Source organism: Flavobacterium inviolabile (assembly GCF_013389455.1).
Lineage (GTDB): Bacteria > Bacteroidota > Bacteroidia > Flavobacteriales > Flavobacteriaceae > Flavobacterium > Flavobacterium inviolabile.
In genome coordinates, this window is record NZ_CP058278.1 from 538,794 (window position 1) to 564,272 (window position 25,479).

21 protein-coding genes are annotated in these 25,479 nt (G+C 37.1%); 14 read left to right on the plus strand and 7 right to left on the minus strand.

The window, feature by feature from the left end; genetic code table 11:
* Positions 1-335 precede the first annotated feature (335 nt).
* Positions 336-1,532: a C1 family peptidase gene (locus HW120_RS02415; RefSeq protein WP_177730440.1), complete on the plus strand. Its 1,197-nt coding sequence runs from the start codon at positions 336-338 to the stop codon at positions 1,530-1,532.
* Positions 1,533-1,636: 104 nt separating this feature from the next.
* A complete protein-coding gene (locus HW120_RS02420; RefSeq protein WP_177730442.1) occupies positions 1,637-2,833 on the plus strand; it encodes a DoxX family protein in 1,197 nt (398 codons plus the stop codon).
* 51 nt (positions 2,834-2,884) lie between these two features.
* Here the strand turns inward: HW120_RS02420 and accC are convergent, their stop codons facing one another.
* From accC to pdxA, 6 genes are all read right to left on the minus strand, one after another.
* Positions 2,885-4,234: an acetyl-CoA carboxylase biotin carboxylase subunit gene (accC, locus tag HW120_RS02425; RefSeq protein ID WP_177730444.1), complete on the minus strand. Its 1,350-nt coding sequence runs from the start codon at positions 4,232-4,234 to the stop codon at positions 2,885-2,887.
* 92 nt (positions 4,235-4,326) lie between these two features.
* Positions 4,327-4,812, minus strand: a complete 486-nt coding sequence (accB, locus tag HW120_RS02430) for an acetyl-CoA carboxylase biotin carboxyl carrier protein (protein ID WP_177730446.1) — start codon at positions 4,810-4,812, stop codon at positions 4,327-4,329.
* Between the two features lie 27 nt (positions 4,813-4,839).
* Positions 4,840-5,838 carry a beta-ketoacyl-ACP synthase III gene (locus HW120_RS02435; RefSeq protein WP_177730448.1) on the minus strand — a complete coding sequence of 333 codons (999 nt, stop codon included), beginning with the start codon at positions 5,836-5,838 and terminating at the stop codon, positions 4,840-4,842.
* A gap of 162 nt (positions 5,839-6,000) precedes the next feature.
* Complete coding sequence (rpmF, locus tag HW120_RS02440) at positions 6,001-6,195, minus strand: 50S ribosomal protein L32 (RefSeq protein ID WP_082482157.1); 195 nt, start codon at positions 6,193-6,195, stop codon at positions 6,001-6,003.
* A gap of 9 nt (positions 6,196-6,204) precedes the next feature.
* Positions 6,205-6,738 (minus strand): YceD family protein, encoded by a 534-nt coding sequence (locus HW120_RS02445; protein WP_177730450.1) that lies wholly within the window; start codon positions 6,736-6,738, stop codon positions 6,205-6,207.
* A gap of 70 nt (positions 6,739-6,808) precedes the next feature.
* Positions 6,809-7,858, minus strand: a complete 1,050-nt coding sequence (pdxA, locus tag HW120_RS02450) for a 4-hydroxythreonine-4-phosphate dehydrogenase PdxA (RefSeq protein ID WP_177730452.1) — start codon at positions 7,856-7,858, stop codon at positions 6,809-6,811.
* A 58-nt stretch (positions 7,859-7,916) separates the two neighbouring features.
* Here pdxA and HW120_RS02455 point away from each other — a divergent pair, with 58 nt between their 5' ends.
* The 5 genes from HW120_RS02455 to HW120_RS02475 all read left to right on the plus strand — a co-directional run bounded on the left by HW120_RS02455 (position 7,917) and on the right by HW120_RS02475 (position 17,144).
* A complete protein-coding gene (locus tag HW120_RS02455) occupies positions 7,917-8,507 on the plus strand; it encodes a riboflavin synthase (RefSeq protein ID WP_177730454.1) in 591 nt (196 codons plus the stop codon).
* 76 nt (positions 8,508-8,583) lie between these two features.
* Positions 8,584-8,745 carry a hypothetical protein gene (locus HW120_RS02460; protein WP_177730456.1) on the plus strand — a complete coding sequence of 54 codons (162 nt, stop codon included), beginning with the start codon at positions 8,584-8,586 and terminating at the stop codon, positions 8,743-8,745.
* A 441-nt stretch (positions 8,746-9,186) separates the two neighbouring features.
* Positions 9,187-9,639, plus strand: coding sequence for a T9SS type A sorting domain-containing protein (locus HW120_RS02465; protein ID WP_177730458.1), 453 nt, complete (start codon positions 9,187-9,189; stop codon positions 9,637-9,639).
* 1 nt (position 9,640) lies between these two features.
* A complete protein-coding gene (locus HW120_RS02470) occupies positions 9,641-16,861 on the plus strand; it encodes a TreTu family toxin (protein ID WP_177730460.1) in 7,221 nt (2,406 codons plus the stop codon).
* A gap of 4 nt (positions 16,862-16,865) precedes the next feature.
* Positions 16,866-17,144, plus strand: coding sequence for a hypothetical protein (locus tag HW120_RS02475; protein ID WP_177730462.1), 279 nt, complete (start codon positions 16,866-16,868; stop codon positions 17,142-17,144).
* A 25-nt stretch (positions 17,145-17,169) separates the two neighbouring features.
* Here HW120_RS02475 and HW120_RS02480 read toward each other — a convergent pair whose 3' ends face one another.
* Positions 17,170-17,682 carry an O-acetyl-ADP-ribose deacetylase gene (locus HW120_RS02480; RefSeq protein WP_177730464.1) on the minus strand — a complete coding sequence of 171 codons (513 nt, stop codon included), beginning with the start codon at positions 17,680-17,682 and terminating at the stop codon, positions 17,170-17,172.
* Between the two features lie 667 nt (positions 17,683-18,349).
* Between HW120_RS02480 and HW120_RS17715 the strand changes: the two genes are divergently transcribed.
* The 7 genes from HW120_RS17715 to lanM all read left to right on the plus strand — a co-directional run bounded on the left by HW120_RS17715 (position 18,350) and on the right by lanM (position 25,099).
* Positions 18,350-18,568 (plus strand): CPCC family cysteine-rich protein, encoded by a 219-nt coding sequence (locus HW120_RS17715; RefSeq protein ID WP_177730466.1) that lies wholly within the window; start codon positions 18,350-18,352, stop codon positions 18,566-18,568.
* 532 nt (positions 18,569-19,100) lie between these two features.
* Complete coding sequence (locus HW120_RS02495; protein ID WP_177730468.1) at positions 19,101-19,646, plus strand: hypothetical protein; 546 nt, start codon at positions 19,101-19,103, stop codon at positions 19,644-19,646.
* A 61-nt stretch (positions 19,647-19,707) separates the two neighbouring features.
* Complete coding sequence (locus tag HW120_RS02500; protein ID WP_177730470.1) at positions 19,708-20,073, plus strand: hypothetical protein; 366 nt, start codon at positions 19,708-19,710, stop codon at positions 20,071-20,073.
* Between the two features lie 334 nt (positions 20,074-20,407).
* A complete protein-coding gene (locus HW120_RS02505) occupies positions 20,408-20,647 on the plus strand; it encodes a ParB/RepB/Spo0J family partition protein (protein WP_177730472.1) in 240 nt (79 codons plus the stop codon).
* A 6-nt stretch (positions 20,648-20,653) separates the two neighbouring features.
* Positions 20,654-20,914 carry a hypothetical protein gene (locus tag HW120_RS02510; RefSeq protein ID WP_177730474.1) on the plus strand — a complete coding sequence of 87 codons (261 nt, stop codon included), beginning with the start codon at positions 20,654-20,656 and terminating at the stop codon, positions 20,912-20,914.
* Positions 20,915-21,706: 792 nt separating this feature from the next.
* On the plus strand, positions 21,707-22,033 hold the full coding sequence (locus HW120_RS02515) for a hypothetical protein (RefSeq protein ID WP_177730477.1): 327 nt from the start codon (positions 21,707-21,709) through the stop codon (positions 22,031-22,033).
* Between the two features lie 156 nt (positions 22,034-22,189).
* Positions 22,190-25,099, plus strand: coding sequence for a type 2 lanthipeptide synthetase LanM (gene lanM, locus HW120_RS02520; protein WP_177730479.1), 2,910 nt, complete (start codon positions 22,190-22,192; stop codon positions 25,097-25,099).
* The last annotated feature ends 380 nt before the right edge of the window (positions 25,100-25,479 follow it).

Sequence of the window (25,479 nt, forward strand, 5' to 3'; positions counted from 1 at the left end):
AAACCACTACATTCCCTTAATCAATACTTACATGATTTAGATATTGTTATGCATCATCATAACTTTCAGCTGCATAAAAACAATCATTCCTTGCATTGCTAAAAATTGTTGTGCATTGTTATCATTTTCTCATACACTTTCTCAGCAAATCATTGCATTATCAAAAGCAACTTGTGCATCGCGTTATCACTTTATCGTTTTATCAGTTGTATTAAATGAAAGAAAATACTTTTCACAAAAGTGAACAAAAGCATAAATAACTGTTAAATTTTAGTTTCCCGTGTAACAAGATTATAATTTCGGACTCCAATTAGAGAAATCAAAAAAATTAAATTATGTACAATTTTTCAATTAAACCGGTTGTATTGGCTTCTGCCTTACTGATGGGTTTAAGTTCCGGATTCGCACAGGACAACTTAGTAAATGCTTTAAAGAATAACGCGAGTTCAAACAGTAAAGAATCGTTTAAATTTACAGACGTAATTAATCTTGAGAACACTTCTATCAAGAACCAGGGTTCATCCGGTACTTGCTGGAGTTATTCGGCTAACTCTTTTATCGAATCAGAAATGATCCGAATGGGAAAACAGCCGGTTGAATTATCCCAGATTTTCTCTGCGCGTAATGCGTATGTAGAAAAGGGAAAAATGTATGTTCGTATGCATGGTGCCGTTACTTTAGGTGATGGTGGTGCTTTTCACGATGTTATGAACATGTACCGTAAATATGGTGCTGTTCCGCAAAGTGTTTATACCGGGTTAAACTACGGAACTGACAAAAATAAATTCTCAGAAATGAGCGCTATCATGGAAGGCGTATTACAGGCGGTTGTAAAGAATCCTAACGGAGAATTAACACCAAACTGGGAAAAAGCATATACTTCTGTTGTAGATTCTTATTTAGGCCAGGTTCCGGCTTCTTTTGATTACAAAGGAAAAAAATATACCCCGCAATCTTTCGCTAAAGAAGTTGTAGGTATTAATCCTGACGATTATGTAGAAATCTCTTCTTTACAGGAATATCCTTATTATACTAAATTCACTTTGTTAGTACCGGACAACTGGGCTTTTGACCAGGTTTACAATGTTAAAATGGACGAATTAACAGAGATCATTGACAACGCTGTTAAAAAAGGATACACTGTTGCATGGGCTGGTGACGTGAGCGAAAAAGGATTCAGCTGGAAAAATGGTGTTGCCTTTGTACCGGAGAAAAACTTTGCAGACATGACAGCAGAAGAAAAAGCAGACATGTTTAACGGTCCAAAACCGGAAATGAAAATTACCGAGGAATTACGTCAGAAAGCTTTTGACAATTATACAACTACAGACGACCACGGTATGCACATCGTTGGAATCGCTAAAGACCAGAACGGTAAAGAATACTATATCGTGAAAAATTCATGGGGTGTTAGCAATGACTATAAAGGGTATTTGTATATGAGCAAAGATTTTGTGAAATACAAAACTACAGACTTCATGGTTCACAAATCGGCTTTACCGGCGGCTATCGCAAAAAAATTAAAAGTATAAATACTATCATCATCAATCAAGAAAAATCCCGGGGCATGCTCCGGGATTTTTCTTTAATACTAATTCTAAAAAAATGCAGTTATATTTATACAAAACTTTAGTATATGCGGATAAAAAAATATTTCCTGTGTTTTTTGCTTATTTATTTCATTTTTCATCTTTTCAGCTTCCTGTTTGCATTGGTCTTAAACCCAATCGTTTTCTGGTCGGCTAAAAACCTTTTCCATATCGGTTATACTTTTGAGGCAAGAGGTTACGGTAGCGGTGATTATACTTATAAATACATTGAAACGTTCTGGCATCTTTGCCTGAGTTTTATCCTGGCCTTTCCGTTAAGCATGCAGCTCAGCCAGCTTAAGGACAAGAATATCTATAAAGCACTGGCCTATTTTTTCCTGGTGTTGCTTCGGGTTTACCTTGCTTTTTATATGCTTGTTTATGGATTCAGCAAGGTGTTTCCTTTTCAATTTCCTCCTGTTCATTATTTCAGACTGGCGCAGCCTTATGGCGAATCGTCACCAATGGGTCTTGCCTGGACCTTTATGCAGTATTCTCCCTATTACACGGCTTTTACCGGCCTTGCAGAAATAATCGGAGGGTTGCTGTTGCTGCACCGGAAAACCGTCACACTGGGCGCTGTTATCCTTACCGGAGTTATTTCGAATATTGTGATGATGAATTTCTGCTATGATATTCCGGTAAAGCTGAATTCGATGCACATGCTGCTTGCTGCCCTGATCCTGTTATTGAATGACCGCAAGCGGCTGCTTTCGTTTTTTATACAGAACAAACCAACCGTAGCATACGAAGCTCCTTATAATCTTAAAGACAAACGAACAGAGAAGCTCCTGGAAATGGTAAAAACAGGGTTTAAATTATTATTGTTTGCCGGTATTTTTACCGCCTATACCCTTTCGTATATAAAAATGTCAAATCAGGAAGAAAACAATCCGGAATTATTCGGGTTCTATGAAGTGAAGGCCTCCGACAAACCGGTACCTTATGTGAGTTTCGTTTTTGAAACCTATAACGGTGCACAGATTCGCTATACCAATAATGAAGAGCAAAAATTCAATTCAAAGATTGACAGTATTGCGCATACCATCCAATTGTTTTCTATTGAAAAGGACAGCACCGTAACGCCCAAAGAAGTGAGCTTTCAGTATACGAAAACCAAAGACGGCTTAATACTGAACACAAAAGATACGGTCAAAATAGAGTTAAAGCTAAAAACAAAAGAAGATTTCCTGCTTACAAACAGGGGATTTCATTGGATAAATGAAACGCCTTTTAACCGTTAAAACAAAAAGCCTCACGAATTTGTGAGGCTTTTTTATAACAACAAGTTGTTTTTATTCTGTTGGATCTTTCATTACAAAACTCTCCATGAATTTTGTAGTATAGTTACCCGCTACATAATCCGGCTCATCCATTAATTGTCTGTGGAACGGAATGGTAGTTTTAATTCCTTCGATTACGAATTCATCCAAAGCACGTTTCATTTTATTGATCGCTTCTTCTCTGGTTTGTGCCGTTGTAATTAACTTGGCAATCATTGAATCATAATTTGGCGGAATGGTATATCCTGCATAAACGTGAGTATCCAAACGTACTCCGTGTCCTCCAGGGGAATGTAAAGTCGTGATTTTTCCAGGTGACGGACGGAAATCGTTATAAGGATCTTCCGCATTGATACGACATTCGATAGAGTGCAATTGCGGTAAATAGTTTTTACCGGAAATCGGCACACCCGCAGCTACTAAAATCTGCTCGCGGATTAAGTCATAATCAATTACCTGTTCTGTAATAGGGTGCTCTACCTGAATACGGGTATTCATTTCCATAAAGTAGAAGTTTCTGTGTTTGTCAACAAGGAACTCTACTGTACCGGCACCTTCATATTTAATATATTCGGCTGCTTTAACGGCTGCTTCACCCATTTTTTCACGCAATTCATCGGTCATGAATGGCGAAGGTGTTTCTTCCGTTAATTTTTGGTGACGACGTTGAACCGAGCAGTCTCTTTCAGAAAGGTGACAGGCTTTTCCATAAGAATCTCCAACAATCTGGATTTCAATATGGCGAGGCTCTTCGATCAGTTTTTCCATATACATACCATCGTTTCCGAAGGCAGCCCCAGCTTCCTGACGGGCGCTTTCCCATGCTTTCAGAAGATCTTCTTCTTTCCACACAGCACGCATCCCTTTACCGCCACCACCGGCAGTAGCTTTTAACATTACCGGGTAACCAAATTCTTTAGCCAGTTTTTTAGTTTGTTCGAACGATTCTAATAATCCTTCAGAACCTGGAATAGTTGGAACACCAGCTTCTTTCATGGTTGCTTTAGCCGTAGCCTTATCACCCATTTTGTCAATCATTTCTGCAGAAGCTCCGATGAATTTAATGCCGTGTTCCTCACAAATTTTTGAAAACTTAGCGTTTTCAGAAAGGAAACCGTAACCCGGATGAATCGCATCTGCATTTGTAATTTCTGCAGCAGCAATGATATTTGACATTTTCAAATAGGATAAATTACTTGGTGGTGGTCCTATACATACTGCTTCATCAGCAAACTTAACGTGTAAGCTTTCCGCGTCAGCTGTAGAATAAACCGCAACCGTTTTTATTCCCATTTCTCTACAGGTTCTAATAACACGAAGTGCAATTTCTCCCCTGTTTGCAATTAATATTTTTTTAAACATCTCTTGAAACTTTAAATTTGGATTCTAAATTTTAAATCATTCTAAATGAGGCATAAAAAAACCATCATTCAAAATTTAGCATTTAAAATTTCTTATGATGGGTCTACTAAGAATAACGGTTGATCGAATTCAACTGGAGAAGCGTCGTCCACTAATACTTTAACGATTTTACCGGAAATTTCCGATTCAATTTCGTTAAACAATTTCATTGCTTCAATCACACAAACTACGTCTCCTTTATTGATTGTACTTCCTACTTCAACGAATGGTGCTTTATCCGGAGATGGTTTTCTGTATAGGGTACCGATGATAGGCGATTTAATAGTAATGTATTTTGCATTTTCATCAGCTGCCGGAGCTTCAGTTACAGCAACAGGTGTTGCCGGAGCTACAGCTTGCGGTACAGCAACCTGAGGTGCTGCAGCCTGCATTGGAACATGTTGAACATATGTTGTTTCAGCTGCTCCTGCCTCTGTAGTTTTAATGGTGATCTTAAAATCATCCATCTCTAATTTTACTTCGGTAGCACCAGACTTCGCTACAAATTTGATTAGGTTTTGAATTTCTCTAATATCCATCTTGTTCGGAATTTTGATTTAGTTAGTTTATTGTTTGTTATAAGCCCATTTTAAGTAGATCGCTCCCCAAGTGAAGCCACCACCAAATGCAGCAAAAATTATATTATCTCCTTTTTTGAAAGAGTTCTCAAAATCGGAAAGTAGTAATGGCAACGTTGCAGAAGTGGTATTGCCATACTTCTGAATGTTTACCAACACTTTAGATTCGTCGAGTTCCATTCGGCTTGCCGTCGCATCAATTATCCTTTTATTAGCCTGATGAGCAACCAACCAGTTAACATCTTCTTTGGAAAGATTGTTACGTTCCATTATTTTCTCACTTACATCTGCCATTCCTGAAACCGCATATTTGAAAACGGTTTTTCCATCCTGGTGTACAAAGTGTTGTTTGTTTTTTACGGTTTCTTCCGAAGGTGGCAGGATAGATCCTCCTGCTTCGATTTTCAAAAATTCTCTTCCTACACCGTCACTTCTTAAAAATTCATCCTGAAAACCAAGTCCTTCCGTATTGGGTTCAAAAAGTACCGCTCCGGCACCGTCACCAAAAATGATGCAGGTAGCTCTGTCGGTATAATCAATAATAGAAGACATTTTATCGGCTCCTATTAATAATACTTTTTTATATCTTCCGGATTCAATATAAGCGGAAGCTGTCGATAAACCATATAGAAAACTGGAACATGCTGCCTGTAAGTCGTAGGCAAATGCATTTGTCGCTCCAATTTGTGTTGCGGTATATACGGCTGTAGAAGCCACCGGCATATCCGGTGTTGCTGTAGCCAGTAATACTAAATCAATGTCTTTAGGATCAATTCCAGATTTTTCAATCAGATTTTGGGCTGCTTTTATTGCCAGAAAAGAAGTGCCTTGCCCTTCTTCTTTGAGAATACGTCTTTCTTTAATTCCCGTACGAGTGGTAATCCATTCATCGTTCGTATCCACCATAGTTTCCAGTACCTTGTTCGATAAAACATAGTCCGGAACGTAGGATCCAACTGCTGTAATGGCTGCTGTAATTTTAGTCATAAGGGTTACTTTTTCTTTTTGAAATTTTAGCTAAAAAAAGTGGTGGAAATTACAAAAAAAATCCGAAACCCAACCTCTTTTATTGCTACTTAATTCGTTCCAAAGGGTTTTTAACAAAAAAAACTCCCACATAGTGAGAGTTTTCTCTATTATTTTCTTTGATTAAGCAACAGCTTCTTGCTTATCAATTACAACTTGACCTCTGTAGTACATTTTACCTTCATGCCAGTAAGCTCTGTGATATAAATGTGCCTCTCCTGTTACAGGACATGTAGCAATTTGAGGAACAGACGCTTTATAATGCGTTCTTCTCTTATCTCTTCTTGTTTTCGAGGTTTTTCTCTTAGGATGTGCCATCTTACTATATTATTTATCCGTTAATAGTTGTTTTAATTTATCCCATCGGGGATCAATATTTTCTTCTTCTTTGTTTTGTTCTTTTGGAGCCAGTTCATTCAATTTTTCAATTGCTTCCGACTTTAATGTTCCATCCTTTATTCCGGGATGAATTCTTTTTGACGGTACGGAAAGTACAATTAGTTCATAAATGTACTGCATGATGTTGACCTGAAATTCGCCATGAGGCAACACTAGCAACTCATCGTTCTCATCATTATAGGTATCACCGAATTTTACAATCAAATTCATCTTACCTTTTATTGGCAAATCAAATTCCTCACTTGTCAAATCACAAGGAACGTTTACAGTGCCTTTGTGTTTAAAACTGAGTTCAAGCATCGTGCTTTTCTTATCCAAAACCACATCTACTTTGATATTGACATCGTTGTATTCATCAAAATCAAAGTTCTCAAAGAACTTTTTATCTATCTGATATTCAAACTGATGCTTACCTTGCTTCAATCCTACAAACGGGATTAAAAATTCTTTATCATTGTTCATAACAACAGTTTTGAGCGTGCAAAGATATAAAATTATTGTAAATCCAAACGAGTTGTAAACATTTTTTTGTTTATAACTGCTTTTGTTTTGTTTTTAAAGGGTTTTTAACCAGCTCTTTGTGTTCATTTCTATTGTGATACACATCCAGTGCCAGATAAACGGCTTCTTTAAACGAGTTATAATCCGCCTCTCCTTTTCCGGCAATTTCATAGGCCGTTCCGTGATCGGGCGAGGTTCTTATTTTATTCAGTCCAGCCGTATAATTCACTCCGTTTCCGAAAGATAGTGTTTTAAAAGGCACCAATCCCTGGTCGTGATAGTTAGCAATAACCGCATCATATTTTTCATATTGACTCAGTCCAAAAAAGCTGTCTGCCGAAAAAGGCCCGAAAACCAGGATACCTTCATCAAACAATTTTTTCAGTGCCGGTTTTACCACCTCATCATCTTCTTTACCAATCACGCCGTTATCACCACAATGTGGATTTAATCCCAAAACGGCTATTTTCGGCTTTGTGATCCCAAAATCTTCAATAAGGCATTTATGTACGGTTTCGATTTTTTTCCGGATAAGGGCTTCCGTCAGGTGACTGGATATTTCATTTACCGGAATGTGGTCCGTAAATAACCCTACTCTTAAATTGTCCTGAACCATCAGCATAAGCGCATCACCTTCCAGTTCCTGATCCAGATAATCTGTATGTCCCGGAAAATGAAATTCTTCCGATTGAATATTATACTTATTAATAGGAGCGGTCACCAACACATCGATCAAACCGTCTTTTAATGCCGCAGTTGCCGCTGTAAACGATTTAATAGCATATTTCCCTACCGTTTCGTCATTCACTCCAAATTCAAGATTAACGCCTTCTCTCCAGACATTCAGTACATTTATTTTTCCGGGTACTACCTGTTCTAATTTATCAATCCCCTGAAGATTCGAATTCAACCGCAAGGTTTTCTTGATAAAGGAAAGTATTTTCACATTTGCAAAAATCACCGGCGTGCATAACTCCAACATGCGTGTATCTTCAAAAGTTTTCAATACAACCTCACTCCCAATTCCGTTTAAATCTCCAATAGAAATTCCTACAATTATATTTTCTGCTTTTTTCACCATGTCCACTAGTTATTTATTGCTATTTTTGGATATGCAAATTTAGCAAAATAAATCAGTTATGTTTACAGGAATTATTGAAACTCTTGGCACCGTTCAGGACATTCAAAAAGAAAACGATAATATACACGTTACCGTAAAATCTTCTATAACCGGCGCGTTAAAAATTGACCAGAGTGTTTCCCACAATGGTGTCTGCCTGACCGTTGTTGCCATTAATGAAGACACCTATACCGTTACCGCAATTAAAGAGACTATTGAAAAGACCAATTTAGGCGAGTGGCACATTGGCGATACGATCAATTTAGAGCGCGGCATGAAACTGGGTGATCGTCTTGACGGGCATATCGTTCAGGGACATGTGGACCAGACCGGTATCTGCAAAAGCATTGAAGATGCTAACGGAAGTCATTATTTTACTTTCGAATACGATTCAAAGCAGAATAATATCACCATCGAAAAAGGTTCCATCACTGTTAATGGTGTAAGCCTTACAGTTGTCAATTCAAAAGAAAATGAATTCAGCGTGGCGATCATACCGTACACACTGGCACACACTAATTTCAAGAATTTCAAGGTTGGCTCAAAAATCAATCTGGAATTTGATGTAATCGGCAAATATGTCAGCCGACTGCACGAGCTGCGAAAATAAAAAAAAGCGTCCTGATTAACGGGACGCTTTTTTTATAGCTATATTTTTAAAGTAATAGAATGCATAAATCAATCCAATGCCTAACAGAAAATACACACTTCCGTCAATCGGTGCTCCCGGCGGCGGCGGCGCTCCTTGTGCCGGCGGTGGCGGTACAGGTGCTCCCATTATTGTGAATGTATTTAAAACGAAACAGGAAACGACTCCTATCTTTAATGCACTGTCTTTCATTTGGTAAAAGTAAAAAATATTCTTAATGTGAATACAAAATCTTTCATAAGTTAATGTTAACCTTAAGTCACAAGCACCAACTTATTCATATTTTTACATTAAGCCATAATTAACCTATCGGACACGAATGTAGCAAGTTTTCTTAACAAAACAATGTTTTTTTAAAAAAAAATAGAGAAAAAGACATCTTTTATCCACAAACAACACTAAAGGCTTATTGAATAACACAAAACATTTTCATTTTTCAATTTACATCAAAACAATTAACAGTTGTTATCAACTTTCAATATAAAACCACAAATAAAGCAATAATTTCAACAAAAAAAACTTTCTATAATTATTACAATAATACCGATATCGTATTAATTTTCAGACAGTAAACAAGATCTCTTTAAAACATTTGTTTCAATTTTATATTTTTGCCCAAAATTTGAAAAAAATCATTAATATGATTAAAAACTTTACTTTATTAATATTGCTCCTCGCAGGTCTAAGTGTCTATTCTCAACAAAAAATACGATTTGAGTACGATGAAGCAGGAAATCAGAAAAAAAGAGAGTATTGTATTAATTGTGCAAGCAAAAATGACAATACACCTATTAAAGAGTTTACAGATTTAAAAGACAGCGATCTTTTAAAATTCAGTGCAGAGGATAAAATCTCCTATTATCCAAACCCTGTGAAAGAAGAATTATTTTTAAAATGGGAACTCATTGAAAACAAAAATGTTACTTCAATAGACATTTTCGCTATAAGCGGATCACTGGTTGAAAGTTTCAAAAACTTAACTTCATTAAACACAAAGACACTTGCTTTTTATAGTTTTCCGGAAGGCATTTATACTATAGTACTTTATTACTCTAACGGAGAACAGAAAACAATTAAAATTGTAAAAAAATAGCATGAAGCAATTATACTTTTTATTTAGCTTATTATTCATAACCCATTTAACCCACTCACAAACTGCAGAAGTATCAGCTCCTTTCGAACCCGGTAGTCCAACCGGCAATTCCCTAGAGGTAGGAGTAACCAAAGGGGAACTATCTGTAACTCTTACAGGAGGCTCAAATTATTCAATTCCTATTTCGGTACCTCCAGGGATTAACAATGTCGCTCCAGAAATAAACCTAGTTTACAATAGTCAAAGTTCTAATGGTTTAGCCGGTTTAGGATGGAATATCTCCGGAGTTTCCGTTATAACAAGAGTATCTTCAACAATGTTTCATGATGGAAAAATTGATGCAGTAGATTTTGACAACTTAGATCGTTTTGCTCTAGACGGACAACGTCTGGTAATAAAAAATGGGACTTCAGGAGGATACGGCTTAAGTGGCTCTGTTTATGAAACAGAAAATTACTCTAATATAAAAATAACCTCATATGGAGTTCATCCGAATGGCACTAATTTTGGACCCGAGTATTTCACTGTTGAATATCCCGATGGCTCAAAAGCTTATTATGGAAGTAATGTAAATTCCCGAACAATAAACGACTGGGCCATAACTTATTGGGAAAACGCACAAGGTGTTCGTATCAATTACAGTTACACAGCCGCTAACAATAACTTAAGCATTAGCAGCATTAAATATGGAACTACAGGAAATAACCCGTCAATTAATGAAATTCAATTCGTTTACAAAAACAGGTTACGCCCCGAAAGCGCTTATATAAACGGATACAACTTCATCAAAAATGTAATTTTAAGTGAAGTTAAAGTTTTAGGTAGTTCTACCGGATTTAGGAATTATTATTTAGCACATACTACTACAGACATGGGCTATGAGAGATTAAGCAGTATTACCGAAAAAAATGGAGACAACTCTAAAAGTTATAATCCTACAGTATTCAATTATGAATACACCCCTACAAGTATTGCATATAGTTCGTCTAATACTAATTTAACTGTTAGTAATATACGAATAGACAATTCAGCAATAGTATCCGGCGATTATGATGGTGATGGAAAACTGGATTTCATTCTATATCCAAATACTGGCTCAGGAAGTAAATCCTCGTATTATCTTTTCAATAACATCAAGCCTTCAGATGTACCAAACTTTCCTATTCAACACAATACAGGAAAATTTGAAAATATATTTCCTGTTAATTGGTTAGGAGGTAGTGCTACATATGGATATAAATTAATGCCAAATCAAGGATGGGCTGTTACCAAATTAGTTAACAATTCACAATACTCCTTTTCAATTTACGCAAAAGGCTCTACCGGAATTCAACCTCAATATGACAGAACCGTAACTTTCCCAACAGTTCAAATTTCTACCGCTTCATATTGTGGTTACGACCAGTATGAACAAGTAATGTTCCCAAAAAAAACGTTTTCAGGCGATTTTAATGGTGACGGCTTAACAGATGTCTTAGTGGTGGACAGTGGAGATATTAGTTATCGTGAATACCGTGAAACTCCTCCTTATGATGAATGTGTAGGAAGCACAATAACACTATCTAGTAGAAAAGTATACTTTATTGACTTAAAAAGAGACAATCCCAATTACTTTAATCTGGCCGGTGAACTATCAACTTATATCGGAGTAAATTCAAAAATAGATATAGCCGATGTAAATGGTGATGGTAAAACTGATCTTTTAGTTTTTGATCAAGGAGCTCTTAGGGTGTATTCCCTAAACGAGAACAATCAAATATATCAGGTATTCGCATATGTCGATCCATATATTAGAACTAATCTTCCTGCTTTACTCGGTGATTATAACGGTGATGGAAAAATGGATTTTATTATTCCTGATGCCGAAAATTCTACACTCTGGCATAAATACATTGCAACCGGAGCTTCATTTGTAAGAACAAGCCAGGAATTCAATGGGTTAATTTATTCCAGTTCTTTTTTAAATCTTCAAATAAGACATTGGATAGCTACTGACTATGATAATGACGGAAAAGCAGATTTAATTAATATCTCCTGCTCAAGATACGGTGATGATACTTATGGATTTGTAACTGTTGAATGTTATTATAACAAAAATGAAACCTTTAAAAGAACATCCGGCAATTATTCTTCTACTTCTTCTGGCAATCAAGCAGAAATAGATAAGTTTGCTGTTCCTATCTTTTTTACGCCATTACAATCCAACAAAGGGTTTGATATTGCTTTTATCAATAATAATAAAATTCATTTATTTGAATCACAAAAAAACACCAATAAAGAAAAACTCTTAAAGCACATTACCACAGGCAATGGTCTTATTGAAACTATAAGTTATAAGCCCTTAGACGATTTATCCGAAAGCGATACAGAGGTTATTAACTTCTATAAGCCTTCAACAGGAGTAGAAAACTATCCAAACTTCGATATTAAAAACTCTTCTACTTATCATGTCGTTTCAAAAATCGAAAAAAGAAGTCAAACATCTTATGCCAAACAGGTATTTGCATACCATGGTGCTGTTTCAAATGTGGAAGGACTTGGCTTTTTAGGGTTCAGAAATATTCTAAAGACAAATTGGTTTAATGATGACGAGCCAATTACTTCCTATGTTACAAAATATGATGTTCAAAAAAGAGGTACTGTCTTAGAAGAATATTCAGCAAGACATATTGTTTTTGATATTAGTCTTAGCCCGACCGATTATATCGTCAAATCCACAATGAGTTATGATAGTCAGTTATTAAGCAATAAGGTATTTAAGATTAAAAATACTTCATCTACCAGCTTTAACAGCCTAGATAGCACATCAAAAGAAATAACAACTACTTATGATTCTTTCAACTATCCACTAACAAGCGTTTCTAAAACCAAATTAGGAAATGCTATCAAAGAATCTGAAAGTGTTACCATTTCATACGAAGCTCCTTTATCTTCTCCATACATTATTGGACTACCTAAACAAAAAAATGTGGAGACAACTATTAATCCCGGTCAAGCAGATCAGGATGTAAGTTCATCAGAGGAACAGTTCTTTTATAATCCGAACCATTTAGTTTCACAAATAAAAAAGAAAGCTCATAATACAGAATACATCATTGAAAGTAACGAATATGATGCCTATGCCAATATTATACAGAAAAAGTTAACGGTTCCAAACCTAGAACCTCGTATTACTAGTTTTCAATATGATTCTTCAGGTAGATTTTTAACAAAAAAAACCAATGTAGACGGATCGACCAATCAATACACATATAATAGCAGTACTGGTTTATTAACAACCGAAACGAATCCTTATGGATTGGTTACTACATATAATTATGATTCCTGGGGTAAAAAAATCAAGATGACTGATTATTTAGGAAAGAACATAACATATCAATATAATTGGATTGTAAACAGTCCTTTCTATTATTACATTTTCAAAGTTAACGAAGATAACAGTCTAAGTATCAGTCATTTTGATGATTTAGACAGAGAAATATTAAAAGGAGAAAATAATGTAAACGGGTCCTGGTCATATATAAAAACTAATTATGACATTTATGACAGGCCGATAAGCGTGAGTGAACCATATATTAGCATTAGTTCTGGACCTTCACTGTATACTACAACAAAATATGATGAGTACGGAAGAATCTTAAAAATCACGGAACCTACAGGTAAAATAAATTCTTTCTCATATTCTGGATTGACCACTACAATTAGTGATGGAATTAAAACAACCATAAAAACAAGAGATGCCATTGACAAGCTCATCTCGTCAACTGACAATGGAGGTACTATTAATTATAAATATTATGCCCATGGTGGTATCAAAGAAGCAAATTATGATGGTGTAAAAACTTTTATTGAATATGATGGATGGGGAAGAAAAACAAAACTAACAGACCCCTCTGCAGGCATACATCAATACGAATACAATTTATTCGGAGAAACCACTAAAGAAATCACACCAAAAGGAAAAAGCATCTATTTCCGGGATAATTTCGGCAGAATTTACAAAACAGAAATCGAGACTAATGACGGAACAGCCCCGTATTATTATTATGAATACAACGCAGATGGTAGCTTAGCAAATATTGCCACTGATGATTATATTCATGATGATTACCAAAGCATTGAGATTTATGAATACGACAACTTTAAAAGACAGAAAAAAATTATTTACGGTAATTCGACATCCGAATTTACAAAGGAATTAACATATGATAGTTTTGGTAGGATTGAAAAAGAAAAACAGACTGCTAAATCATTAACAAATAACAAAACCAGTACTAAAACATTTAGATACACTTATAAAAATGGTGATAGATATCAAATTTTAGACGATGCCTCTAACCAAATACTTTGGACAACGGATAGTGTTAATGAGCGCGGGCAATTAACCCAAGGTACTTTTGGCAATGGTTTAACACAGTCAAACACTTACAACCAATATGGTTTCCCTTCCGCTTTTGAAACGAAAAATCAAACAGGATCATTGTTTAATTTCACAACCAATTTCGATCCGATCAGAGGAAATCTGAGCAATCGTTCCAATAGTTTGTTCAACACTTACGAACCATTTGAGTACGACAACCAGGACCGATTGGTAAAATGGAACAAAGAAATTGTTTCCATTATCAATACCAATTTTAATGCCGGGACAGAAGAATTCGGTACACAGTTTGGTGCAACTACAGCAAACCAAAACGGCCAATTAAAAGTAACCGCTACACAAGCCTATGCCGGTGTTAAAAAAACACTTTTAACGCAGGCTAAAATAGGCGATAATTTATCCGTTAGGGTTAAAGTAGATAAAGGAACCACTAACAAAGTTCGTGTTTTAATCGTTGAATATAACCCTGCCAATGGAGCTGGTAACGAATCTTTTATTGGATATGCCCAAAATGGAATCATCGAATTTGAGCATACCGTTTCTCAATATCCATATATTACATTAAACATTGATAAAGATGGTACCAGTAACGATGTTGGCACGGCTACTAATTTCTATGTTGATGATTTATGGGTAGGTAAAATGATTACGGAAACACAACAATATGATGAACGTGGCCGTATCACAGAAAACAACTTAGGTCAATATAATTATACCAATACAAATAAAGCATATCAAAATACGTCCATTGATCTTAACCCTGAAACGGATGTCTATTACAAAAACAGGGAAGGCCTCTTTAATGATGGAATGGAAGAACAAAAAGGTTGGTCTGACTTAGGATTAGGCTGGGAAATATTTACCAAACCGGTATATGATGATTCCAAATCCAAAACCGGGAAATACTCTTTAAAACTGTACAACCCTACAACTTCCCTTAAATCGGTTCACACGGATAAGTGGATTTCTATAAGTAATACTGCCACTACTCAATATACTTATTCTGGCTGGGTATATAGTGATGGTCCGGATGCACAGATACAGTTCTTTATGAAAAAAGACGGTGAACCAGAATATTTCACTAATGTAGATAATTACTTTGTTGGCACTAAAAACCAATGGGTATATGTTGAAAAAACATTCAACGTACCGGCACATATCACAAAATTAAACATCCGATTGGACAATAATGGTTCCGGAAATGTTTGGTTTGACGATATCCGAATTAAAAAAACTACTAATCCGGCTACTTCACTAAGGGAATTAAACATTGTTTACAACATGTTTAAAAAACCTCTTAAAATTGAAGAAACCGGAGTCGATAAAGTTAGTTTTAAATACAATCCGGATCAACTTAGAACAACCATGCATTATGGAGGACTACAGAATGACATGACACAACGTCAATTCCGTAAAGACTATTCTTATGATGGTAGTGCTGAAATAATTACCAATAATACCTCAGGAGAATCTACCTTTATATTCTTTGTTGGTGGTAATGCCTATGATGCTCCGGTAGTGTATAAAGACAATGGAACCGTTCAGGAATATCTGTATTTACATCGTGATTACCAGGGAAGTATTTTAGCGATTTCTAACCAAACCGGCAATATCGTTGAAAAACGTCTTTTTGATCCTTGGGGAAATATTGTAAAAGTTCAGGATGGCCAAGGCAATATTTTAGCAGGATTAACCGTTCTAGACAGAGGATATACCGGGCATGAGCACATTCAGAGTATCGGAATCATTAATATGAATGGTCGTTTATACGATCCTAAATTACACCGATTCCTTTCTCCGGACAATTATGTCCCGGATGCATTTGATACACAAAGCTATAACAGGTTTGGGTATGCTTGGAATAATCCTCTGAAATTTAGCGATCCATCGGGAGAAATTGCGCCATTAATTATAGTCGGTGCTGCTATAATCGGTGCATATTTTGGAGGAGTTGCTGCTAACGGAAGCTGGAATCCAGTCAAATGGAACTGGTCCAGCAGCGACACCTGGGTAGGAATAATTGGGGGCGCAGCAATTGGAGGTGTATCGGCCGGAGTTGGCGCTGCTGTTACAGCAACCGTCGCCGCTAAGATTGGTATAGGCGGATTTGCAGGTGGATTTATCTCAGGTGCAATCGGAGGCTCTGTTGGAGGGTTTATATCTGGTTTTGGTACAGCTATGCTACCTGGAGGAGGCGGGAATCCTTTGAGTTCCGGTTTTAAAGCAGCAGTATTCGGAGGTATATTTGGAGGTGTCATTAACGGTGTCTTTAGTGGTGCCAGTTCCGCTACCAAAGGCGATGGCTTTTGGACCGGAGCCCATCCAAAAGCAAATGCGGTAAGCATTCAACCCAAAGACGTAGTCAGCCATCAAACGTTACAACCAACAATGTCCGAGTTACAAGTACAAGAAGCACCATTAGCTTTAAAAACACCAGCGACTCAAGAACCTTTGTCATTCGTAAGAATAGCAACTACGGACGGCAAAATGATGGCTGTGAGATCCGATCTGGTTGTAAGCAAAACGGGAATGACAACTGTAGGACGTTGGATGTCAAAAGCTGAATATGATATAATGAAGAATACAGGGCGAATGGTTGAAGGCGCTGGAGGCAAAACATCAGTAGCTACAGGAGGTTTTAATTCATTTACGGGTGCTGCAAAAGGCTCAGTATATGCAGAGTTTCAAGTTCCAACCAATAGTTTAATACAAGGAGGTCAATCTAATTGGTTTAGTATTCTTGGGCCTAACGCAAGTAAATCTCAATTATTTATGCTGCAAAAGCAAGGAGGACAAGTTCTTCCGCAAATACAAAATCTATCATCAATTATTAAAGTAAAGTAATCCTATGAAAGATATAAATTGGTTTAAGGAGGAGATAGAGCCTTACTTAGAAGGTTACGAAATAAAATATAAATTCTTTGAGAAAGGGGATTTTGGTTCATTAAATCAGGTAGAATTTAATGCTGAAAAACTGGGCGGAGAAATTGATTTTTGGAGTACTGGTTGGTTAGGAGTTCATTTAGTGGATTACATAAAAGGGAAGGAACTCTTGAATGTTTTTTTAGAACCACATCAAGAAGAAGAAAAGGAAAATGCCTTTAAAAGATTACAAGAGTTTTTATAGTAATGAAGCCCCAAAAATCGGGGCTTCATTTTTTTAGGAGTTCATCATAAATTTTATAGTTTTCTTCATCAAAACAAACAAAGATTACTTTTTCTATTTTGTCTGTAGTTGCTAAAAAACTAGTGACAGTTTGAATAGCAATTTTAGCCGCTTTTTCCTTAGGAAACTTATAAATACCTGTGCTGATATTAGGAAATGAAATAGAGTTTACTTTATTGTTTAATGCAAGTTTAAGACTATTGAAATATGCTAATGACAATAAATTTTCCTCATTACTTTTGCCATTATTCCAAGCAGGCCCGACAGTATGAATAACAAATTTTGCGGGGAGTTTTCCAGCAGTAGTAATAACCGCCTCACCTACCTTGCAACCGCCTTGTTTTCTTCTGATTTTTTGACAATCTTCAAGTATAGCTTCACCTCCAGCTTTATGAATTGCGCCATCTACACCACCACCGCCAAGTAAAGATGTATTTGCAGCGTTTACAATGGCATCAACTTCTATTTTAGTAATATCGCCTTTTATTAGTTCAATCATTTTATACCTTTACTTTAACCCAATAAATCTTTCATTCTTTTTTTGACCAACATTCAGTTAATAATTTTAACCAACGCGTTTTTTATCTTCATCAAGTTGGTTAATCAGATAAGCTATTCGTTTAGTTTGTGGTTCTTAAGCTCTACCATGCTGTCTTCATCATCATGCAAAAGGTTATCGGCACTCACAGCAAACACCTTCATCAATCCTTATACAATATTAATCCATTTTGGACTGGTGTGTAACATGTATATGCAACTTGTCGGCTAAGTCCTGTTGGTTTATACCGGAAGCCTTTCGTAAAGTCTTAATCTTCTCGTTAAACTTCATACTGTAAAGTTCTATTGTTGCCTAAAAACTTACTACAATATACCAGTTTTAGTCACTTTATTGTTCTTTTTTGAAATTATATTTACAATATAATTTCAAAATAATGCAAAAAAGGAAATAGCAGAGATAAAACAGCAAATAAGTGTCACAACCATATTGAAACATTATGATATCTGACCAAACAAAAACAAAATGGTGCCCTGTCCATTCCACAATGACAAGCACCCAAGTTGCAAATCTATCCCGAAACCAACACGGTGTTTTGCTTTAACGGGAACTGACGGTTACATAGAAATATTTTTCCGCCCTACATATTATCTATAGTAAGCACAATTATATGGCCATTAATATTTTCGGAAAATATAAGTACCCATATTGCGGCTTTTATACTTTGAATGATAAAGCTCATAATACATTTCAAATTTGCCCAGTATGTTACCGGGAAGATGATGGAGTACAATTTAATAATCCTTATTATGAAAGAGGAGCAAATCAGGTTAGTCTAATACAAGCAAAGGAAATTTTTAAGCGTTTTGAAGCAATCGAGAATAGATAAAAAAATATGTTCGACCTACATTAGAAGAAGAAAAACAACCAAATCTTTCAACTGGTTTTAATAAAGAAAAGACAGATGAAATTATTCTTAAAAATATTACTCTTTATTCTTACAATTCTCATTACCAATATAGGAAAAATAGAATCTTCCATAAGAGGAAATTCCGGTTTTACTTTTTCAAGAAGTTGAATCAAGTTCTTTTGATTTTGAAAATCATTCTAAAAATTCTTTTCCAAATGAAGAAAAAGTAGTAACTTATAGCGCGTGGAGTACAAGTATTAAGACGAATGCTGCTAAAGGGACAATATTTCTGAACAGTTAATGTAACTGAAGCTGGAATCCAACCAAATGGAACTGGTCCAGCAGCGACACATGGGTAGGAATAATTGGGGGCACAGCAATTGGAGGTGTATCGGCCGGAGTTGGCGCTGCTGTTACAGCAACCGTAGCAGCTAAGATTGGTATAGGTGGATTTATCTCAGGTGCAATCGGAGGCTCTGTTGGAGGGTTTATATCTGGTTTTGGTACAGCTATGCTGCCTGGTGGAGGAGGGAATCCTTTGAGTTCCGGTTTTAAAGCAGCAGTATTTGGAAGTGTCATTAATGGTGTCTTTAGTGGTGCCAGTTCCGCTACCAAAGGCGATGGCTTTTGGACCGGAGCCCATCCAAAAGCAAATGCGGTAAGCATTCAACCCAAAGACGTAGTCAGACATCAAACGTTACAACCAACAATGTCCGAGTTACAAGTACAAGAAGCACCATTAGCTTTAAAAACACCAGCGACTCAAGAACCTTTGTCATTCGTAAGAATAGCAACTACGGACGGCAAAATGATGGCTGTGAGAACCGACTTGGTTGCCGCTAAAACGGAAACGAATGTGGGGAAAAATGTTTTCACTGTTACCAAAGAGGGAGTTGTATTACCTAAGGGTGCAAAAATACCAAGTCAATTTATACAAAATCCCTATAGAAGTTCTAGTTACGGAATTCTTGAAAATGGAAAATTTGTAGAGAAATTAAGAATAGACCCCCAACAGCTCCTGGTTTTAAAGGCCCTAATTATAGTCATTTTCATTTAAATGGAAGTGGCAAACATTTAACAAACTGGTTATGGTGGTGGGAATAAAAATAAATCAAGTTATGGAATTTAACGAATATGACTGGCACGACGCCATTATAAAAAACATTAAAATAAATCGGAATAATCCTGGTATTAGAGATGAGATAGAAATGGAAATTGTATGGCCTGAAAATAAAGAAAGGGTTAATTTTATTTTTGAAGACGTATATTGGGCAAAAATGGATTTAAATTTTGGAATTGTTTCCAACGAAAATATTGCTCAAGCCTTTCTCTTACAAAAGAGCGATGATGATTTGAATAATTTTTATTTGAAATGGAATGGTCATATGGATGATATAAAGCTTAATGTTTATGAAGTTTTATTAAGTTCTACAGGAGGAAAAATAAAAATTATTGCGAAAACTTTTAAGGTTGACAAATTGTAAAGCAGCAGTTTCGGAGGTGTCTTTAGTGGTGCCAGTTCCGCTACCAAAGGCGATGGCTTTTGGACCGGAGTCCATCCAAAAGCAAATGCGGTAAGCATTCAACCCAAAGACGTAGTCAGACATCAACCGTTACAACCAACAATCTCCGAGTTACAAGTACAAGAAGCACCATTAGCTTTAAAAACACCAGCGACTCAAGAACCTTCGTAAGAATAACAACTACGGACGGCAAAATGATGGCTGTGAGATCCGATCTGGTTGCCGCTAAGGGGGGAGGCAATCTTCCTACATGTTCTCTCAATCCAACACATTTATTACAAAGTCAAAAACTCAGATGCAGGCTTTATTAAATGACATTCGTGCTAACGGTATTCAAGAATCTATAAAGTACGTTGAACATGATGGTGTTAAATATATCGTTGATGGACATCATAGATTTTACGCTGCTCAAAGATTAGGAATACAAAATATTCCTGTTCAGCAGGTTCAGTTACCACATGGTGGATATATGGGTGTAATGGATTTGATTAAGGAGCCAGGGAAGCATCCTGGATTTTGGAATTTTATGAAATAACTAAGTATGGCACTTTGGCAATATACATTTCAGATTTTACCTAAAGAAAGTTTTGAAGCTTTTTTTCAAAGCTTCAAAATTTCTTTGGATGATAATATGTTTGATGAAACAACATATTGGCAGATTAAACCTTTCAACAAATCCTATTTTGAAAGAATAGGAAACATATTGCAAAAAAGTAAGTCGTGGTCTGAGGAAATTGATTTATATGGTAATCAGGAATCAAATTGTTTTGAGGTTTTTTTGATGGCAAAACAGATGATGTAACATCTGTTTCTTTCAGGATAAATTTCACATCAGATTATGAGATGGTTCTTAATAGCATAATAGAATTCTGTATTTCAAAAGGCTTGATAGTCTTGGATGAAGAATTACAACTTGTACCTTTAAATTTTGAATCAATAAGAAGTCTAATAGAAAATGCACCACAAGTAAGAAAGTATAACCAAATAAAAAAAGTCAAAGCCCTGAATAAATCGGGGCTTTTTTTATATGTCTCGCTCTAAAATAAATTGACAAAAAAAGGCGATACAGTAATGTAACGCCTTTCATTAAAAACCTGAGGAACCACTTAGTCTCAAACCAGTACTCCACTGATTATTGTCAAATAAATTTATTTTCTTAAAATCGGAATGCATTATCGAATACTAAAGGCAAATTCCTTATTGAAATCCGGAAAATGTTCAGAACTCTTTTAACATTCTTAATCCAAGACTGAATAGATCTATTTCAAATACTTCAACTATCGTATTCAAAACAAAGAAATCTCAAAAAGGTTATAAAATCCGAGCTGCCCTAAAAACCGCCTGAATCCGGGGCTATTCCTTTTTACAGCAGCCTTTCATTACACTCTGTTAACCGGCAAAAACAACCAAACAAAATACTGATTAACAACATTATAAGGTAAAATTACTTAGTTTTTAAAACCCGTAATATCACCCTTTTTTAACCACATTTTTAATCCTTACTTAGTAGTGTCATTCCGAAGCTTCATTTTTTTGACAAGCGGAAACCGAAAAGCTAATAAGAGTAGGTAAAAACAATTAAAAAATAACAATTATGAATTGGCCCAAAACTATTGCTTTGTCCGAATTAGACAAACTAAAAATCGAAAGTGCAACTAACGGACAATTAAGAAAACGCTTATTAAGCGAGCCGGAAGTTGTTTTTAAAGAAAGAGGAATAGACGTTCCGGCTGGAGTATCGCTAAATGTTGTTGAAGATACCGATAAGAGCCACACTTTTGCTTTATTACCATTTGTAGGAAGCGATCTATCTAAAGCACCTTTACAAAAAGCATCCAATGCCTCTACATGGGAATGTACTACATGTACACCAACTTCTCCGATTTGTGCAGGTTCTTTAGCTTCTCTTACTTGTGCATAATTAACGGCATCGCATTGTTAATTATACCTGAGCTAAAACACGGAAAAGAAAATCTTTTCCGTAATATCTATATTGTATTCAAATGAGGTTGTTTTCCATTGTGAAAACAACCTCATTTATTCGCTTTCTCTTTACTCACTTTTAAAATCCTATAGTATGCTTGTTACAAAAAAATTTGTACCAAAAGAAACCTGTATTGACATGGAAGAAGCCGGTGTACTGGCCCGATCTCCCATAGTACCGGAATTATTCCAGGAATTACTGGAAACTGCCGAAAAAGAACTGGTTGCCACCACAAGCATTTCTACAGCGTTATTTAAAAGTGCCTTACCCGACTTTATCCTATGCTACGAGCAGCACCTGGCGCGGCTTACCAATCTTACCATCCTGCAGCGTTTTTCCAGTTTTCACCTGGCGTTAAACCCTTTATGGAGACCCAGGAAAGCAGCACCCGGAAAAGCGGCAACAGGGAGCTCCAGAACCATTCTGGATGCTTACATTAACTGGGAAGAAACCCTGAAATTACTTTCAACAGAAGGACCGTATCCCGAATTAGGCCGCTTAGTCGCCCTGACGAAGAAAAACTGGCTGGAAAACACCCGCATAATGCTGGAACGCATTGCACTGCATCATGAAGAAATCGCCCGGCTGATGGGCATCACAACAACAGCATTAGGAAATCTTAAATCGGCAAAATTCGGAATATCCGACGCACACAATAACGGTCAAACCGCCGCTATTTTGTCTTTTGGCGATCGAAAAATAGTATACAAACCCCGTTCTCTTGACGGAGAAGAAGGCTGGAATGCCATTGTAAACGAAGTCCTGAATACCCGGATGAAAAAAGCAGTGCTTGTCCCTAAGATCATCAAAGGCGATGGTTACGGCTTTATGGAGTTTATCGGCTCCGAAGACTGCTCCCATACCGATGAGATACAATTGTGCTACGAACGATACGGCGCCATCCTGGCTATCGCACACGTGATCGGCACCTGCGATCTGCATCATGAAAACATCATCGTTTCCGGTGCTCATCCGGTTGTTATTGATGCCGAACCCTTATTCCGCGCACGCCTCGGCATTTCCCAAAGCGGTGAAGACCGGCTAAAATTCGAACGAAACCTGTCGCTCGAAGGTTTAGACGTAAAGGAATCCGTTTTAGAATTGGGAATCCTTCCTTTGGTCATGAAATCACCATTAAAAAATGAAGAAAATGAAGACATTCAGGCAGAGCATGAAATCGGAGCTTTGGTTCCTTACGGCCTGGAGTCTTTTTACGATATGCTTCCCTGCGCAAAAGACAGCGACGACCTGCAAATAAGACCTATCAAAGTAAAAGCCTCCTCTTTTCCGAACCTGCCTTATTTAAACGGCACCGTTCAGCTGCCAAAAGATTATCTTGATGAAATCATCAATGGCTTTACCGCTACCTATGAGTATCTGGAACAGCACAAAGACGATTTTCTTTCCGATGACGGCTTTTTAAAAAATTTCGAAACCGCTAAAATCCGGATGTTGGCACGACCAACAATGGATTATACCAACATATTATCCCGTTCCCTGAGTCCGGAGGTTTTAAACGACTATGAAGCCCGTAAAGAGCTCATAAAAACCGATCTGGAAATTACATCCTGTCAAAGAATGGACACTATAGACGGCTTGCTGGAAACCGAACTGAACAGTATATTGGGCGGGGATATTCCTCTTTTTGAACTGCCTTCCAATGTACTGCAATACAAAGCATCGGCATTGTTGTCCACTCCGTTAGACTGTGCCAAAAGCCGATGGCAGGCTATGGACAGTTTCGACAAAATGCTGCAGGTTACCAGTATAAAGGAACGATTATTACAGCGAGAAAAGAATGTTATTACCAACAAACCCACTGCATTTCAATCCGGGGATTTATTACAACACGGCCTTGAAATAGCCGCTTCGCTTTATGATTCCGCTATTTCCAAAAACAAAGCGCCACACTGGGTATACACCAGTTATGCCCCCGGTTTTGCTGCAACCATGGCACATATTGACCGGGAATCGCTCTATGAGGGAGCTGCCGGAACGGCTTTAGTTTTAGCCGAAGCCGGGCGTCTCGGCGGTCAGCGGGAATGGCAGCAACTGGCTGTAAATGTTTTTGATCCTTTGCTAAACGGCGAAAAACCTGTTGCCGTCCATCGGGGTGCCGGAATCGCCAGAGGACTCGGCGGTCTCCTCTACTCGATGACAAGAATTGCCCAGTCGGCAGACAGCGATCAGCTTTTAAACACCGCGACTACCATTGCCACACAATATGCTCCTGAAATCAACGAAAAAGAGGTGCTGAATGAGGTTTTATATGGTCGCGCCGGATTACTGCTGTCCTTATTGTCGTTATACAAAGTAAACCCGAATGCCCGCTTACTGGCAATAATAGACGACATTGCGATCACCTTAAAAAGAAACGTCATTAGCAACAGTGAAGAGGCTTACTGGCAGGTTCCAAACGGCAAACCGCTTCCACACGTAAGCCACGGAAATTCCGGAATAGCAATGGCTTTAGCCAGATGGGCAGCATTGAGAGGCGATGATGCCGCTGCACAAATTGTTTTAAAAGCCATGCAGTTTGACGATAACTTCTGGAATGAAAAAGAAAAAGGCTGGGACGATGCGCGTTTCCTTCATTTAGACCACGACAAGAAAACCAACTGGAGTTGGTGCAACGGCCGCTCCGGAGCTATTTTATCCCGATTATCGATTGCCCAGGCACTGGGCATTCCCTTTGAAAGCAACGCAATGATCTCCGATTCCATACAGGCCGAAAAAACAGACGTACTGGAAGATGTCTCCTCCGGTTTGTGCTGCGGTACGGCCGGCGTAATTGACGCCATGCTGGAAGTGAAACATCATTGCTGTAATCATCATGTAGACGCAACATTGGAGCATGCCGTAAAAGCAATCGCAACAAAATCGCCTTGCAGCCATTATTCCACCTTAACATCGTCCCTATTTACCGGTTCTTCCAGTCTGGCATTTAGCTTAATGCGGGCTGCTAAACCGGATGTCGTTAAATCGGTCTTGTTTTTTGAATAATCCTGAAACGCTACGAGATCTTTAACATAATTGATTTTAAGTTTTTTGTTGTGGATTTACTGATATATATTCTATTTTCGATCCAGATAGCAGCAGGTGCAATACCGCTGCCGTAAAAAACAAAAAAAGCGCTACAGTAATGTAGCGCTTTCCATTAAAAACCTGTGGTCCCACCTGTATCTTTTATAATGTATTCATTTGTAGCCATCTGTGGTTGTTCATACTATCAATCACAACACTTTTAAAACTTTATAGTCCTATAGAGTTAAATAGATGTAGATGGGTTTGAGCGTTGATTGTATTATCTTCTCAAATTTTTATGCCATTTTTGAGAATTAAATTTTTTAGTATATTTAGATTTTATGTCAAAGATATTTCCG

Bases quoted from the DNA above. Each gene is read 5' to 3' on its own strand.
- HW120_RS02500 (WP_177730470.1), top strand. From the start codon at position 19,708: ATGGAATTTAACGAATATGACTGGCACGACGCCATTATAAAAAACATT.
- HW120_RS02515 (WP_177730477.1), top strand. From the start codon at position 21,707: ATGAATTGGCCCAAAACTATTGCTTTGTCCGAATTAGACAAACTAAAA.
- HW120_RS02495 (WP_177730468.1), top strand. From the start codon at position 19,101: ATGCTGCCTGGTGGAGGAGGGAATCCTTTGAGTTCCGGTTTTAAAGCA.
- HW120_RS02420 (WP_177730442.1), top strand. From the start codon at position 1,637: ATGCGGATAAAAAAATATTTCCTGTGTTTTTTGCTTATTTATTTCATT.
- HW120_RS02415 (WP_177730440.1), top strand. From the start codon at position 336: ATGTACAATTTTTCAATTAAACCGGTTGTATTGGCTTCTGCCTTACTG.
- lanM (WP_177730479.1), top strand. From the start codon at position 22,190: ATGCTTGTTACAAAAAAATTTGTACCAAAAGAAACCTGTATTGACATG.
- HW120_RS02510 (WP_177730474.1), top strand. From the start codon at position 20,654: ATGGCACTTTGGCAATATACATTTCAGATTTTACCTAAAGAAAGTTTT.
- HW120_RS02470 (WP_177730460.1), top strand. From the start codon at position 9,641: ATGAAGCAATTATACTTTTTATTTAGCTTATTATTCATAACCCATTTA.
- HW120_RS02465 (WP_177730458.1), top strand. From the start codon at position 9,187: ATGATTAAAAACTTTACTTTATTAATATTGCTCCTCGCAGGTCTAAGT.
- rpmF (WP_082482157.1), bottom strand. From the start codon at position 6,195: ATGGCACATCCTAAGAGAAAAACCTCGAAAACAAGAAGAGATAAGAGA.
- accB (WP_177730446.1), bottom strand. From the start codon at position 4,812: ATGGATATTAGAGAAATTCAAAACCTAATCAAATTTGTAGCGAAGTCT.
- HW120_RS02505 (WP_177730472.1), top strand. From the start codon at position 20,408: ATGCAGGCTTTATTAAATGACATTCGTGCTAACGGTATTCAAGAATCT.
- HW120_RS02445 (WP_177730450.1), bottom strand. From the start codon at position 6,738: ATGAACAATGATAAAGAATTTTTAATCCCGTTTGTAGGATTGAAGCAA.
- HW120_RS02435 (WP_177730448.1), bottom strand. From the start codon at position 5,838: ATGACTAAAATTACAGCAGCCATTACAGCAGTTGGATCCTACGTTCCG.
- accC (WP_177730444.1), bottom strand. From the start codon at position 4,234: ATGTTTAAAAAAATATTAATTGCAAACAGGGGAGAAATTGCACTTCGT.
- HW120_RS02480 (WP_177730464.1), bottom strand. From the start codon at position 17,682: ATGATTGAACTAATAAAAGGCGATATTACTAAAATAGAAGTTGATGCC.
- pdxA (WP_177730452.1), bottom strand. From the start codon at position 7,858: ATGGTGAAAAAAGCAGAAAATATAATTGTAGGAATTTCTATTGGAGAT.
- HW120_RS17715 (WP_177730466.1), top strand. From the start codon at position 18,350: ATGGCCATTAATATTTTCGGAAAATATAAGTACCCATATTGCGGCTTT.
- HW120_RS02455 (WP_177730454.1), top strand. From the start codon at position 7,917: ATGTTTACAGGAATTATTGAAACTCTTGGCACCGTTCAGGACATTCAA.
- HW120_RS02460 (WP_177730456.1), top strand. From the start codon at position 8,584: ATGCCTAACAGAAAATACACACTTCCGTCAATCGGTGCTCCCGGCGGC.
- HW120_RS02475 (WP_177730462.1), top strand. From the start codon at position 16,866: ATGAAAGATATAAATTGGTTTAAGGAGGAGATAGAGCCTTACTTAGAA.